The organism is Sphingobium sp. KCTC 72723 (assembly GCF_014280435.1).
GTDB lineage: Bacteria > Pseudomonadota > Alphaproteobacteria > Sphingomonadales > Sphingomonadaceae > Sphingobium.
Genome location: NZ_CP060388.1, coordinates 391,686 through 404,326, shown reverse-complemented (window position 1 = coordinate 404,326; position 12,641 = coordinate 391,686). Strand labels below are relative to the sequence as shown.

The window sequence follows — 12,641 nt, the reverse complement described above, 5'->3', positions numbered from 1 at the left end:
CCTAAACCAGCCCGGTCAGATAATAGACGGCAATGACGATGAACACCGTTACCGTCTTGATCAGCGTCAGCGCGAATATGTCCTTATAGGCCTGCCGGTGAGTCAGCCCGGTCACCGCCAGCAAGGTGATGACCGCGCCGTTATGCGGCAGGCTGTCCATCCCCCCGCTCGCCATCGACGCGACCCGGTGCAGCACTTCGCGCGGTATGCCCGCTGCGTCGCCCGCCGCGATAAACTGTTCCGCCATCGCCGCCAGCGCGATCGACAGGCCGCCCGATGCCGACCCGGTGATCCCGGCCAGCGACGTGACCGTGATCGCCTCGTTTATCAGCGGATTGGGAATGGCCCGCAACGCCTCCTTGACCACCAGAAAGCCCGGCAGCGCGGCAATGACACCGCCGAAACCATATTCGACTGCCGTGTTCATCCCCGCCAGCAACGCGCCGCCGACCGCTGCCTTCGACCCTTCGGCAAAGCGTTTTGCCACTGGTCCCCATGCGAACAGCAGGATCGTGGCAATGCCTGCCAGCAGCGCCCCTTCGACTGCCCAGATCGCCGAAACCTGCGCCACCTTGACGGCTACCGGTTCCGCCATGCCGGGCAACGCCAGCAGCGCATCCTCCCCCATGAACCAGCGCGGGATCGCCATGGTCAGCAACAAATTGCCCACGCCCACCACCAGCAACGGCAGCAGCGCGATCAACGGATGGATGCGCGCGTCCTCCTCCTGCACGTCCGGTTCGTTGACCAAAGTTTCGGGCGCGCCATAGCCTTCGCCCGCCGCCATCAAACTGCGCCGCCGCCAGCCCAGATAGGCCAGCCCCATCGCCGCGATACAGACCGACCCGATCAGCCCCAGCATCGGCGCGGCCCAGCTGGTCGTGCCAAAAAAGCTGGTGGGAATGATATTCTGGATCTGCGGCGTGCCGGGCAGCGCATCCATGGTGAAGGTGATCGCGCCCAGCCCGATGGTCGCTGGCACCAGCCGTTTGGGAATGTCGGCCCGGCGAAACATCTCGGCCGCGAAGGGATAGACCGCGAACACCGCGACGAACACCGACACACCGCCATAGGTGAGCAACGCCGTGACCGCCATGATCGCCGGAATCGCCCGCCCCGCACCCACCACCCCGATCACGGCGGTCACGATGGCGCGGGAAAAGCCCGAAATCTCCACCATCTTGCCGAACAATGCGCCCAGCAGGAACAGCGGAAAATAGAGTTTCAGGAAGCTGGCGACCTTTTCCATGAACAGGCCGGAAAAGGCGGCTGGCACGGCGGCCGAATCGGTCAGCAACACCGCCAGCATGGCCAGCAACGGCGCCATCAGGATGACGCTCATCCCGCGATAGGCCGCGATCATCAGCAGGATCAACGATAGTGCTGCAATTCCGACCGCCATGGTCCACCCTCCAAATCCGTTCACGCTGAGCGAAGTCGAAGCGCTCCGCTGAACGCAGTGAAGCGCCTTCGCTCCGCTCAGGCAAGGACTTCGACAAGCTCAGCCCGAACGGGACGGGACAGCAAAGCGTTCCGCCAAAACCCGCCCTTGCCTTTCCCCCGCCTTTGCGCCATAGGCCCGCCTTCGCATCGGACTGAGGTGACTCGGCCCGGCGCGCAAGCATTGAAAGAAGACAGCCGGAGGGGCGTTCCACATGGGGTGGGCGTCAGCGATCGGCCAACAGAAAAGGCATAACCATGGCTCTGTACGAGCATGTGTTCCTTGCGCGCCAGGATCTGGCACAGGCGCAGGTGGACGCTCTGGCGGAAACCGCCACCAAGATCGTCGAAGAAAATCAGGGCAAGGTGACCAAGGTCGAGACCTGGGGTCTGCGTAGCCTGGCCTACAAGATCGCCAAGAACCGCAAAGCGCACTATGTGATGCTGAACATCGACGCCCCCGGCGGCGTGATCGCGGAACTGGAGCGTCAGACCCAGATCAACGAAGACATCATCCGCTACATGACCGTCAAGGTCGATGAGCTGGAAGCTGGTCCGTCGGTCATGATGCGCAAGCAGGATCGTCCCGACCGTGGCGATCGTGGTCCCCGTGGTGATCGCGGCGACCGTGGTGATCGTGGTCCCCGCGAAGATCGCGGCGACCGTGGCGATCGCGGCCCGCGCCGCGAAGAAACCGCTGGCGAATAAGGAGACACACGATCATGGCACGCCCATTTTTCCGCCGCCGCAAGAGCTGCCCCTTCGCCGCCAAGGATGCGCCGAAGATTGATTTCAAGGACGTTCGTCTGCTTCAGGGCTTCGTGTCCGAACGCGGCAAGATCGTCCCCAGCCGCATCACGGCCGTTTCGGCCAAGAAGCAGCGCGAACTGGCCCAGGCCATCAAGCGCGCCCGCCATCTGGGCCTGCTGCCCTACATCGTAAAGTAAGGGAGTAGACACCCATGGAAATCATCCTGCTCGAACGGATCGAGAAGCTCGGCGCCATTGGCGACGTCGTGACCGTCAAGGACGGTTACGCCCGTAACTTCCTACTTCCGAACAAGAAAGCGCTGCGCTCGAACAATGCCAATAAAAAGGTATTCGAGTCCAACCGCGCCCGCATCGAAGCTGACAATGCGGCGCGCCGCACCGACGCCGAAGCGGCTGCCGATGGCGTCAACGGCACGCAGATCGTCCTGATCCGCCAGTCGTCCAACGCTGGTGCGCTCTACGGTTCGGTCGCGGTTCGCGACATCCTCGACGCACTGCACGCACAGGGCGTCACCATCGTCACCAAGGCGATGGTCGTTCTGGAACGCCCGATCAAGACGCTCGGCGTGTTCGACGTCAAGGTCGCGCTGCACCCCGAAGTGTCCGTCACCATCAAGGTGAACGTGGCGCGCTCGCCTGAAGAAGCCGAACTGCAAAGCCAGGGCGTCGACGTCATGGCCGACATGTTCGAAAAGGACGAGGCCGGTTTCACCGAGGATTATGATCCGAACGCGGAACCCGGCGACATCGCCGCTTTCATGGATGAAGCCCCGGCCGAAGAAGCCTGAGCCTTTTCATCATCGAAAAACGAAGAAGCCGCCCCGCAACGGGCGGCTTTTTTGTGTTCAAAACATCCTCCCATGGGGCAGGGAAATCGCATATGACCTTACTTTATCCCCCCAACGTCATGCTGAACTCGTTTCAGCATCCATTTCTCGCCATAAACGGCGGCTTGTTGGGTACGATGGATGCTGAAACGAGTTCAGCATGACGGAGTAAAATGAGTTGTGCTTCATGCGCAATCGCCCTGCCAAGGGAACGAAGGCATCGCCCGAAAAAACCCCGGACCCTTATCGCGCGCCATCCATTATCCTGTCATGGCTTTCGGAGAGGTTGGCCACGCCCCTCTCCGACCAAAGGCACTGCCATGAAAAACCCGTTCGCGTCCGCAATGAAGGCCGCCCATCTGATGAGCAAGGGCCGCGCCATGTCAGCCGCGCTCGTGATGCAGAAGGCGCTGCTCGCTCCGCCCGCGAAAAAGGCGCCCGCGCGTAAAGCCGCCAAGCCCCGCGCAAAGGCCGCCCCGCGCACGCTGCCTACCCGGCCTCTCCCCGGCAGCTTCGTCGAAGGCAGTTTCGAGGGCAAGCATGGCACGCTGCGTTATCGCCTCTACACCCCGGTCGGGTCGCCGCGCCGCCGCCTGCCGCTGGTCGTCATGCTCCACGGCTGTTCGCAATCGGCGACCGATTTCGCCACCGGCACGCGCATGAACCAGTTGGCGGACGAACTGGGCGTCGTCATTCTCTATCCCGAACAATCCCCCTCGGCCAATATAGGGCGCTGCTGGAACTGGCACCGGCCCGGCGATCAGGCGCGCGGGCGCGGCGAACCGGCGATGATCGCGGCGCTGACTCGCCATGCCATTGCGCTGTGCCGCGCCGATCCTGCGCGCGTCTATATTGCGGGCATTTCCGCTGGCGGGGCGACGGCCGCGATCATGGGGCAGGCCTATCCCGAAATCTTTGTCGCGGTCGGCATCCATTCAGGCGTCGCGTTCGGGGATATTCGCACGCTGGGCGGCGCGCTCGCGGCCATGCGCGGACGACCCGGCGGCGCGGCAGCGACCGGGCGCACGCCACGCCCCCGCCCCACCATCGTCTTTCACGGTGACGGCGACAAGGTCGTCCACCCGTCCAATGCGGAAGGGTTCCGATCGCTGCTCGAACGCGCCACCCCCGGCCCGATCACCGTCCAGTCGCGCGAGGGCATATCAGCGGGCGGACGCGCCTTCACCCGCACCGAACATCGCAATGGGCAGGGGCTGGTGATGCTGGAAAACTGGACGATCCACGGCAGCGGCCATGCCTGGTCGGGCGGCGCGCGCGCCGGATCCTACACCGATCCCGCAGGGCCGGACGCCTCCCGCGAAATGCTGCGCTTCTTCCTTGCCCGCCGCCGCAAGACCGTGGCGCGCGCGCCAGCATAGCCCGCGCGGAACGGGCGGCATCGACATGCGTTCGACCGGCATGGAACAGCGCACTGTCATCGAACGCCTCGCCCGCCACCTTGCCGGTGCGCAGCCGGACGACTGGCCCGCACGGGTGGAGGACGCCGCCAGCATCCTGGCGATCCTGAAAGAACCTGACGCGGCGATGCGCGAAGCAGGCGACCCGAACGCTTGGGCCGCGATGATCGACGCCGCGCTGCGCGCCCGTTACGCCGTGGCTCAACTGTCCGCCGCCGCCGAACCATCGCCCGGATCGGACGAGGAAGGCGAAATCCGCCTATCCCCCGCCGCCATTGGTAGCGATCATGCCGACTGGGTCCATGTTCCCGCCGTTCAGGAGGATAAGCGATGAAAGGATTGATAAAATTGGCCGTTGTCAGCGGCCTTGGCTTTGCCGCGTTCAAGGGCTGGCGCGAATGGATGGGCGACGACCAGCCAACCGACGATCGTGGCCCTGTGGGATCGTCGGGCATCGTCCGCGACGCTGGCCCGCAACCGGGCATCGCGCCGAACGAATGGGACATGGTCGACGAACAGTCGGACGAAAGCTTCCCCGCCAGCGACCCGCCCGGAAATTACTGACGCGCGCCTTGGAGTCAAAACCGCCCAACAAATTCTCCCCTTGCGGGGGGAGGATAAGCACTGCGACGCAGCTTCACAGCCTCCATTGCCCCCCTGCCCCCGTCCCTCTATGACGCGGGTGCGAAGGGCGGTTCACCGCTGCCCGCAACTGGGGAATGATAGTCTATGCCTTCGGGTCTGATCGCGCTGCTGGACGATGTGGCGGGCATTGCCAAACTGGCCGCAACTTCGCTGGACGATGTCGCGGCTGCGGCGGGCAAGGCGGGGACGAAGGCGGCTGGCGTCGTGATCGACGATGCGGCCGTCACCCCCAATTATGTCATGGGCCTGACCCCCGACCGCGAATTGCCGATCATCTGGAAAATCGCCAAGGGGTCGATCCGCAACAAGCTGCTGTTCCTGCTGCCTGCCGCGCTGCTCATCAGCGCCCTAGCGCCCTGGCTGCTGCCACCGCTGTTGATGCTGGGCGGCGCGTTCCTGTGCTTCGAGGCTGCGGAAAAGCTGCTGGAGGCCATGCAGGGCGGCCATGACGTTGCCGCCGAAGCGCTCGAAACCCATAGTTCGGCGGAGTTGGAAAACCAGAAAGTATCCAGCGCCATTCGCACCGACTTCATCCTGTCGGGCGAAATCATGGCCATTTCGCTTGGCACGGTGGCCGACAAGCCGATCTGGGAACAGGCCATCGTGCTGGTGGTCGTCGCCATCCTCATCACGGCGGGCGTCTATGGCGTCGTCGGCCTGATCGTGAAAATGGATGACATCGGCCTGAACCTTGCCAAGCGCGCCTCCTCCGCCACGCGCGCCATCGGGCGCGGGCTGGTGCAGGCCATGCCGATCCTGATGAAGATATTGAGCGTCGTCGGCACCGCCGCGATGCTGTGGGTCGGTGGCGGGCTAATCGTCCATGGCCTGCACGAATTTCATTTCGACCTGATCCCCGGCACCATTCACCACATGGCGGAAAGCGCCGCCCACGCCCTGCCCGCCATCGCCCCGGTGGTCGACTGGGTGGTCAACGCGATTGGCGCGGGCATCGTCGGGCTGGTGATCGGCGGCATCATCGTTGCCGCGCTGCATCTGTTCAAGAAACACTGATCTGTCTAGACATCTTCAACATTCGTCATTGCGAGCGAAGCGAAGCAATCCATGGTCGAGCCACTGGATTGCTTCGCTTCGCTCGCAATGACGTCTGAAACATATGGCTGGACCGTTGATCGTGACTCACCCCTCCCCCTGGCGCATCGAAGCCTCCGCCCTCATCGCGCTCGCGCTGCCGATGATCGCGGGCAATATCGCCTGGTCCGCCATCGCGGCAACCGACCTGCTGCTGCTCGGTCGCCTGGGTGCGGAAGCGGTGGCGGCGGGCGCGCTGGCGATCAACCTGTTCCACGCGCTGCTGCTGTTCGGCATGGGGCTGGTCACTGCCGCATCCCCCCTGATCGCCAGCGAACGGGGCCGTCGCCGCCATTCGGTGCGCGACATTCGCCGCACCGTGCATCAAACGCTGCGCGCTGCTCTATTCTTCGTCCTGCCCGCATGGGCCATATTGTGGCAAAGCGAAGCCATCCTGCTCGCCATGGGGCAGGATGCGGACCTGTCGCGCGAAGCCGGGCAGTTGATGCGCGGCCTGCAATGGGCGCTCCTCCCCTTCCTTGGCTTCACCACCCTGCGCAATTTCATTGCCGCGCTGGAACGCCCCTTCTGGGGGCTGCTGGTGATGCTGGCCGCCATCCCGGTCAACATCGCTTTGGGCTGGGCGCTTATCTTCGGCCATCTCGGCTTCCCCCGGCTCGGCCTGTTCGGGGCGGGGCTGGCCAGCACGCTTTCCTCCTGCTTCCTTTTCTTCGGGCTGCTTGCCGTCATCCTGATCGACCGGGGGTTCCGCCGCTATCGGCTGATGGGCCGTTTCTGGAGCCGCGACCGCGAACGGCAGCGTCAGGTATGGACGCTGGGCCTGCCGATCGCCATCACGCTGGGCTTTGAAACCAGCGTGTTCAATGCGTCGGCCATGCTGATGGGCCTGATCGACCGCGATTCCCTCGCCGCCCATGCCGTGGCTATCCAGATCGCCGCGCTGGTGTTCATGGTGCCGATGGGCATCGGGCAGGCCGCAACGATCCGCGTGGGCATCGCCTATGGCCGGCATGATCGCGCGGCGATCGGCCGGGCAGGCTGGCTGGCGCTCATCATCGGCACTGGCTTTGCCTGCTGCGCGGCCGCCGTGCTGATCGGGATGCCGCGCACGCTTGTCTCCGCCTTCCTTGACCTGAACGATCCTGCCAACGCCCGCACTGCCGCGCTGGCGGTCAGCTTCCTCGCCATCGCTGCCCTGTTCCAGCTGGTCGATGCGGCGCAGGCCGTCGGCGCAGGCGTGCTGCGCGGGTTGCAGGACACGACCATCCCCATGATTTTCGCCATGATTGGCTATTGGGTGGTGGGCATCGGCGTCGGCACCCTGCTTGCCTTCCCGCTCGGCATGGCGGGCCTTGGCATCTGGCTGGGCCTTGCCAGCGGCCTTGGCGTCGTCGCCGTGCTGCTCATCGCGCGCTGGTGCCTGCGTGACCGATTGCGCCTCGTCCCACGCTGATTGCGTGGAATGGAAATGGTGCAGCGCACAAAGCAATTGAAAGAATCAGCAAAATCGGTCATGGAGCAGACATTATGCAAGCCCCGACCGAGATTTTTGAAGCGATCGCGCTCCAGAAGTGCCTCAAGGTGACCTATAATAAAATGGTCGTCACCCTGGCACCCCACATCCTCTACACGCGCCATGACGAGATGTTCATCGACGCCGTGACCGTGGACCGCGACGGTCGCCCGCCGCGCGAATTGAAACTCGGCACGTTCAAGCTGGTGGGCCTGTCCGACCTGGTCGTGACCGACGACCCGTTCGAGGCGATGCATGGCCTGTATGACCAGAATGACGACAAATATAAGGGCGTCACTCTGTTCGCCGTCGCGCCCGAAAGCGCGGCTGCCTGATCCTTCGGGGGAGCGACCCTCGCTCCCCGCCCGGCATCACTTCTTCAAACGATAGCCCGTCCGGAACATCCACCCGATGATGGCGATGCAAACGGCCATCATCGCCGCGACGAAGATCAGGCTGAACTCGATTCCCACATCGCCCCGGCCAAAGAAGGTCCAGCGGAAGCCGGAAATCAGGTAGACGATCGGATTGAACAAGGTGATCGTCTGCCATGGTTCGGCCAGCATCTTGACCGAATAAAATGCCCCGCCCAAAAACGTCATCGGCATGATCAGCAGCAGCGGAATGACCTGCAACTGCTCGAAACTTTGCGCCCACACCCCCAGGATGAAGCCGAACAGGCAGAAACTGATCGCGATCAGCACCATGAAGCCGAACATCGCAAAGGGATGGGCGATCGGCACATCGACGAACAGATGCGCGGTCAGGAATATGATGCTCCCCACGATCAGCGACTTGGTCGCCGCCGCGCCGACATAGGCAATGATCGTTTCGGTGGCGGACACTGGCGCAGACAGCAGTTCATAGATGGTGCCAGTGAATTTGGGCATATAAATGCCGAAACTGGCGTTGAAGATGCTTTCGGTGAACATCGCCATCATGATCAGGCCCGGCACGATGAACGCGGCATAGGCAATGCCGTCCACCTCCGTCATCCGCGACCCGATCGCCCCGCCGAACACGACGAAATAGAGCGACGTGGTAATGACCGGCACCAGCAACCCGGTCAGCCAGGTGCGGCGGAAACGGTGCAGTTCGAACTTATAGATCGCCGCGATGGCGCGCAGATTTTGCAGGCTCATGCCGCCTTCTCCTCATGCACCAGGCTCACGAAAATATCCTCCAGGCTGCTCTGCGCCGTGTTCAGATCCTTGTAACCGATCCCCATGTCGCCCAGCTTGCGCAGCAGCGACGACACGCCGGTCCGTTCGGCCTGCGTATCGAAAATATACTCAATTTCATGGCCCTCGCTTTTCAGCGTCACGCCCCATTCGGCCAGTTCCACTGGCACCGTATCGATCGGGTCGGCCAGCACGATGGTCAGCGTTTTCTTGCCCAGCTTCTTCATCAACGCCGTCTTGTCCTCGACCAGAACAAGCTCACCCCGGTTGATCACCCCCACACGGTCGGCCATTTCCTCGGCTTCCTCGATATAATGGGTGGTCAGGATGATGGTGACCCCGGTTTCGCGCAATTGCCCGATCAGCTTCCACATGTCGCGGCGCAACTCCACGTCCACGCCCGCCGTCGGCTCGTCCAGAAACAGCACGCGCGGTTCATGGCTCAACGCCTTGGCGATCATCACGCGGCGCTTCATGCCGCCCGACAGCTCCAATATCTTGGCGTTGCGCTTGTCCCACAGCGACAGGTCGCGCAGCACCCGCTCGATATGCGCGTCATTGCGCGGTTTGCCGAACAGGCCACGGCTGAACGTCACCGTGTCGATCACCCGCTCGAACTGGTCGGTGGACAATTCCTGCGGCACCAGCCCGATGGCCGACCGCGCACCGCGATAGTCGCGCAATATGTCATGCCCGGCCACCTGCACGCTGCCGCCGGTCGCCCGCGCGATGCCGCAAATGATCGAAATCATCGTCGTCTTGCCCGCGCCGTTCGGCCCCAGCAGCGCGAAAATCTCGCCCTCGTTGATCGTCAGGTCGACGCACTTCAGCGCCTCGAACCCTGACGCATAGCGTTTGGTCAGGCCGGTAATTTCGATGATAGCTGCCATGGCTGGCTCTGCCCCCTTATCGTTCCTGCGAAGATAGGAGGCCGATTGCCAAACGCAACCTATTGCCCGCGTCGCGAAAACCGAAACACCGTCGCCGGGGGGAAATTGCGCACCGTCTGGCCCGCGCGCACGACGTCAAGGTCCAGCGCGTCGATCACCTCGCGGCTGACCGGCGGGCGCATCGAATAGGTGAACTGCACGAAGCTGCCACCCGGTTGCAACATGCGAAAGGATTCGGACAATATGTCCATGTGCATATGCCGGTCCATCGCCAGCAACGGCAATCCGCTCACCACCGTCTGATATTCGCCCGGTTCGCCTGCGGTCGCGGTCGACACGATCTGCGCGGGGGTTTCCAGCACCGACACATGGGGGAAATGCCGCCGCAACCCACGCGCAAAGGCGGGGTTGATTTCCACCACTTCCAGCTTTTCGGGCGGCAACCCGGTTTGCAGGATGGCGCGGGTAAACACGCCCGTTCCCCCGCCCAGTTCCAGCACACGGCCATCGGCGGGATCGACCTGCGCCACCATCAATCGCGCCAGATAGCGGCTGGACGGCACGACCGACGCGGTCTGGCGCGGCTTTTTGACCCATGCGGCCAGAAAGTCGAGATATTCGGTGGCGCGGGCGCGAAATTCACCGTTCGGCAGAGCGATGGCCCTGCTGCGCTTATGCTTATGCTGCATGGGCGAAATGCGACCGCTCTCTATCCATTCCTACTCCCTTAACGCGCTCCGGGGGCCGCGTCGATTGCCTTTAATATGTCGATCCTTTCCTGCAACCAGTCGGCTACAGCCCCGATCCGCGCCAGTTTGCGCAGGTCGCCATGCATCACCAGCCAGAAACTGCGGATGATCTCGATCCGGTCGGCCATCAACGGCACCAGCCGCGAATCACGCCGCGCGATGAAATCGGGCAGCACGCCGATCCCCGCCCCTTCCGCGATCATGCGTTGCTGCATGATGATGCTGGTCGACCGCAGCGTCGCTTCCAGCCCCGTCTCCACTTCGTCCAGATAATCCAGTTCGGGCGAAAAGATGAACTCTGGCACATAGCCGATCAGCGTATGGCCGCGCAGGTCCGCTGGCGCATCGGGTCGCCCCGCCCGCGCCAGATAATCGGGCGCGGCATAAAGATGCAGCCGATAATCGCCCAGCCGCCGCACCGTCAGCCGCCCGCGCTGCGGCCGCGCCAGCATCACCGCCATGTCCGCTTCGCGCTTGGATGGATTGAGAAAGCCGGACGCGGTAATCAGGTCCAGCCTGATGCCCGGATGCCGCCGGTTGAAATCGGCCATGCCCGGTGCCAGCACCCAGGTGCCGAACCCTTCAGCCACCGACAGCCGCACCTGCCCGGCCAGCGAACGCCCCTGCCCGCCCATATCCTCCAGCGCGGCGAGCGCGGCGCTTTCGGCGGTTTCGGCATGGACCAGCAACTCCTGCCCCCGCGCCGTCAGGCTGCGTTCCCCCGCCCCCATTTCGAACAATTCAGCGTCCAGCGCCTTTTCCAGCCGCACCAGCCGCCGCGCAATCGTCGTCGCGTCGATCCCCAGCGCACGGGCCGCAGGGGCCACCCGCCGCGCCCGCGCCACCGCCAGAAATACCCGCAGGTCGTCCCAATCGAACATGCCCTGCACCACTCCCATCGCCCCTGCATTATTGCAGCATAGTGATGCGTTACTCCCCCATTGCTTGCAATATCGCAAGCCCGCTAATAGGCTCCACGACACCCGGCCAGCGGGGCGAGAGGAGAGCGATGACCCAGTTCGACCTGACAGACGACCAGCGCGAAATTCAGGAACTGGCGCGCCGCTTCACGGCCGACGCGATCACCCCGCACGCGGCGCAATGGGACGAACATCATATCTTCCCGCGCGACACGATCCGCGCGGCGGCGGAACTGGGCTTTGGCGGCATCTATGTGTCGGAAGAATCCGGCGGCATCGGCCTTGGCCGCCTCGAATCCGCGCTCATCATGGAAGCGATGGCGCATGGCTGCCCATCGACCAGCGCCTTCATTTCCATCCACAATATGGGCGCATGGATGATCGACCGTTTCGGCGATCAGAGCGTCAAGGACGCCTATCTCCCCGACCTCATCCCCATGACCCGCATGGCCAGTTACTGCCTGACCGAAGCGGGCGCAGGGTCGGACGCGGCGGCAATCAAGACCAGGGCAGTGCGCGACGGCGACCATTATGTCGTCACCGGCTCCAAACAATTCATCTCCGGCGGCGGCGAAAACGAAGTTTACGTCGTCATGGTCCGCACGGGCGAGGACGGGCCGAAGGGCATCACCTGCCTCGTCATCGACAAGGATATGCCGGGCGTCAGCTTCGGCGCGCAGGAACGTAAGCTCGGCTGGCACAGCCAACCCACCGCGCAGGTCAATTTCGACGGCGTGCGCGTGCCGGTCGCCAATCGCGTCGGTGCGGAAGGACAGGGCTTTGCCATCGCCATGGCTGGCCTCGACGGGGGACGCCTCAACATCGGCGCCTGTTCGCTGGGCGGGGCGCAGCGCTGCCTCGACGAAGCGGTGCGCTACACCAAGGATCGCCAGCAATTCGGCAAGGCTATCGCCGAATTTCAGAACACCCAATTCACCCTCGCCGACATGGCGACCGAATTGGAGGCCGCCCGCACGCTGCTCTACGCCGCCGCCGTCAAGGTGAGCGACAACGCGCCCGACAAGACGCGCTTTGCCGCCATGGCCAAGCGTTTCGCCACCGACACCGGATCGTCCATCGCCGACCGCGCGCTGCAACTGCATGGCGGCTATGGCTATCTGATGGACTATCCCATCGAACGCCTCTGGCGCGACCTGCGCGTCCATTCCATTCTGGAAGGCACAAACCAGGTCATGCGCATGATCGTAGCCCGCGATATGCTGCGGGATTGAACA

Annotated in this window: 15 protein-coding genes; 10 read left to right on the top strand and 5 right to left on the bottom strand. The window is 63.6% G+C overall.

Annotated elements, in window-relative coordinates; all coding sequences use genetic code 11:
- Position 1: 1 nt before the first annotated feature.
- The gene (locus SPBM01_RS02170) at positions 2 to 1,402 is read right to left on the bottom strand and encodes a GntP family permease (protein ID WP_188063806.1); all 1,401 of its coding nucleotides are present in this window, start codon (positions 1,400 to 1,402) and stop codon (positions 2 to 4) included.
- Between the two features lie 296 nt (positions 1,403 to 1,698).
- On the opposite strand from SPBM01_RS02170, the gene rpsF reads away from it, so the two are divergent.
- The 9 genes from rpsF (at position 1,699) to SPBM01_RS02125 (ending at position 8,001) form a co-directional block, all read left to right on the top strand.
- Positions 1,699 to 2,148, top strand: a complete 450-nt coding sequence (gene rpsF / locus SPBM01_RS02165) for a 30S ribosomal protein S6 (RefSeq protein WP_188063805.1) — start codon at positions 1,699 to 1,701, stop codon at positions 2,146 to 2,148.
- 14 nt (positions 2,149 to 2,162) lie between these two features.
- Positions 2,163 to 2,387: a 30S ribosomal protein S18 gene (gene rpsR, locus SPBM01_RS02160; RefSeq protein ID WP_167303342.1), complete on the top strand. Its 225-nt coding sequence runs from the start codon at positions 2,163 to 2,165 to the stop codon at positions 2,385 to 2,387.
- A 14-nt stretch (positions 2,388 to 2,401) separates the two neighbouring features.
- Positions 2,402 to 2,998 carry a 50S ribosomal protein L9 gene (gene rplI / locus SPBM01_RS02155; RefSeq protein ID WP_188063804.1) on the top strand — a complete coding sequence of 199 codons (597 nt, stop codon included), beginning with the start codon at positions 2,402 to 2,404 and terminating at the stop codon, positions 2,996 to 2,998.
- A gap of 359 nt (positions 2,999 to 3,357) precedes the next feature.
- Entirely contained in the window at positions 3,358 to 4,416 is a 1,059-nt protein-coding gene (locus tag SPBM01_RS02150; RefSeq protein WP_188063803.1) for an alpha/beta hydrolase family esterase, read from the top strand.
- A gap of 25 nt (positions 4,417 to 4,441) precedes the next feature.
- Positions 4,442 to 4,789 (top strand): hypothetical protein, encoded by a 348-nt coding sequence (locus tag SPBM01_RS02145; protein ID WP_410483020.1) that lies wholly within the window; start codon positions 4,442 to 4,444, stop codon positions 4,787 to 4,789.
- Positions 4,786 to 5,019 (top strand): hypothetical protein, encoded by a 234-nt coding sequence (locus SPBM01_RS02140; RefSeq protein ID WP_188063802.1) that lies wholly within the window; start codon positions 4,786 to 4,788, stop codon positions 5,017 to 5,019. Before SPBM01_RS02145 ends, SPBM01_RS02140 begins: the two co-directional genes overlap by 4 nt.
- A gap of 165 nt (positions 5,020 to 5,184) precedes the next feature.
- Positions 5,185 to 6,114 carry a DUF808 domain-containing protein gene (locus SPBM01_RS02135; RefSeq protein ID WP_188063801.1) on the top strand — a complete coding sequence of 310 codons (930 nt, stop codon included), beginning with the start codon at positions 5,185 to 5,187 and terminating at the stop codon, positions 6,112 to 6,114.
- 103 nt (positions 6,115 to 6,217) lie between these two features.
- Positions 6,218 to 7,606 carry an MATE family efflux transporter gene (locus SPBM01_RS02130; RefSeq protein WP_188063800.1) on the top strand — a complete coding sequence of 463 codons (1,389 nt, stop codon included), beginning with the start codon at positions 6,218 to 6,220 and terminating at the stop codon, positions 7,604 to 7,606.
- A gap of 74 nt (positions 7,607 to 7,680) precedes the next feature.
- On the top strand, positions 7,681 to 8,001 hold the full coding sequence (locus SPBM01_RS02125) for a hypothetical protein (protein WP_188063799.1): 321 nt from the start codon (positions 7,681 to 7,683) through the stop codon (positions 7,999 to 8,001).
- 36 nt (positions 8,002 to 8,037) lie between these two features.
- On the opposite strand, the gene SPBM01_RS02120 is transcribed toward SPBM01_RS02125, so the two are convergent.
- From SPBM01_RS02120 to SPBM01_RS02105, 4 genes are read right to left on the bottom strand one after another with little or no spacing between them, the layout of a single operon-like run.
- Positions 8,038 to 8,808, bottom strand: a complete 771-nt coding sequence (locus tag SPBM01_RS02120; RefSeq protein WP_188063798.1) for an ABC transporter permease — start codon at positions 8,806 to 8,808, stop codon at positions 8,038 to 8,040.
- Entirely contained in the window at positions 8,805 to 9,737 is a 933-nt protein-coding gene (locus tag SPBM01_RS02115; protein ID WP_188063797.1) for an ABC transporter ATP-binding protein, read from the bottom strand. Before SPBM01_RS02115 ends, SPBM01_RS02120 begins: the two co-directional genes overlap by 4 nt.
- A gap of 59 nt (positions 9,738 to 9,796) precedes the next feature.
- Complete coding sequence (locus SPBM01_RS02110; protein WP_188063796.1) at positions 9,797 to 10,426, bottom strand: class I SAM-dependent methyltransferase; 630 nt, start codon at positions 10,424 to 10,426, stop codon at positions 9,797 to 9,799.
- A gap of 38 nt (positions 10,427 to 10,464) precedes the next feature.
- Positions 10,465 to 11,367: a LysR substrate-binding domain-containing protein gene (locus tag SPBM01_RS02105; RefSeq protein ID WP_188065509.1), complete on the bottom strand. Its 903-nt coding sequence runs from the start codon at positions 11,365 to 11,367 to the stop codon at positions 10,465 to 10,467.
- A 128-nt stretch (positions 11,368 to 11,495) separates the two neighbouring features.
- On the opposite strand from SPBM01_RS02105, the gene SPBM01_RS02100 reads away from it, so the two are divergent.
- Entirely contained in the window at positions 11,496 to 12,638 is a 1,143-nt protein-coding gene (locus tag SPBM01_RS02100; protein ID WP_188063795.1) for an acyl-CoA dehydrogenase family protein, read from the top strand.
- Positions 12,639 to 12,641: the final 3 nt, after the last annotated feature.

Excerpts from the sequence above, each read along its gene's own strand:
- SPBM01_RS02170 (WP_188063806.1), bottom strand. The coding sequence starts at position 1,402 with ATGGCGGTCGGAATTGCAGCACTATCGTTGATCCTGCTGATGATCGCG.
- rpsF (WP_188063805.1), top strand. The coding sequence starts at position 1,699 with ATGGCTCTGTACGAGCATGTGTTCCTTGCGCGCCAGGATCTGGCACAG.
- rpsR (WP_167303342.1), top strand. The coding sequence starts at position 2,163 with ATGGCACGCCCATTTTTCCGCCGCCGCAAGAGCTGCCCCTTCGCCGCC.
- rplI (WP_188063804.1), top strand. The coding sequence starts at position 2,402 with ATGGAAATCATCCTGCTCGAACGGATCGAGAAGCTCGGCGCCATTGGC.
- SPBM01_RS02150 (WP_188063803.1), top strand. The coding sequence starts at position 3,358 with ATGAAAAACCCGTTCGCGTCCGCAATGAAGGCCGCCCATCTGATGAGC.
- SPBM01_RS02145 (WP_410483020.1), top strand. The coding sequence starts at position 4,442 with ATGCGTTCGACCGGCATGGAACAGCGCACTGTCATCGAACGCCTCGCC.
- SPBM01_RS02140 (WP_188063802.1), top strand. The coding sequence starts at position 4,786 with ATGAAAGGATTGATAAAATTGGCCGTTGTCAGCGGCCTTGGCTTTGCC.
- SPBM01_RS02135 (WP_188063801.1), top strand. The coding sequence starts at position 5,185 with ATGCCTTCGGGTCTGATCGCGCTGCTGGACGATGTGGCGGGCATTGCC.
- SPBM01_RS02130 (WP_188063800.1), top strand. The coding sequence starts at position 6,218 with ATGGCTGGACCGTTGATCGTGACTCACCCCTCCCCCTGGCGCATCGAA.
- SPBM01_RS02125 (WP_188063799.1), top strand. The coding sequence starts at position 7,681 with ATGCAAGCCCCGACCGAGATTTTTGAAGCGATCGCGCTCCAGAAGTGC.
- SPBM01_RS02120 (WP_188063798.1), bottom strand. The coding sequence starts at position 8,808 with ATGAGCCTGCAAAATCTGCGCGCCATCGCGGCGATCTATAAGTTCGAA.
- SPBM01_RS02115 (WP_188063797.1), bottom strand. The coding sequence starts at position 9,737 with ATGGCAGCTATCATCGAAATTACCGGCCTGACCAAACGCTATGCGTCA.
- SPBM01_RS02110 (WP_188063796.1), bottom strand. The coding sequence starts at position 10,426 with ATGCAGCATAAGCATAAGCGCAGCAGGGCCATCGCTCTGCCGAACGGT.
- SPBM01_RS02105 (WP_188065509.1), bottom strand. The coding sequence starts at position 11,367 with ATGTTCGATTGGGACGACCTGCGGGTATTTCTGGCGGTGGCGCGGGCG.
- SPBM01_RS02100 (WP_188063795.1), top strand. The coding sequence starts at position 11,496 with ATGACCCAGTTCGACCTGACAGACGACCAGCGCGAAATTCAGGAACTG.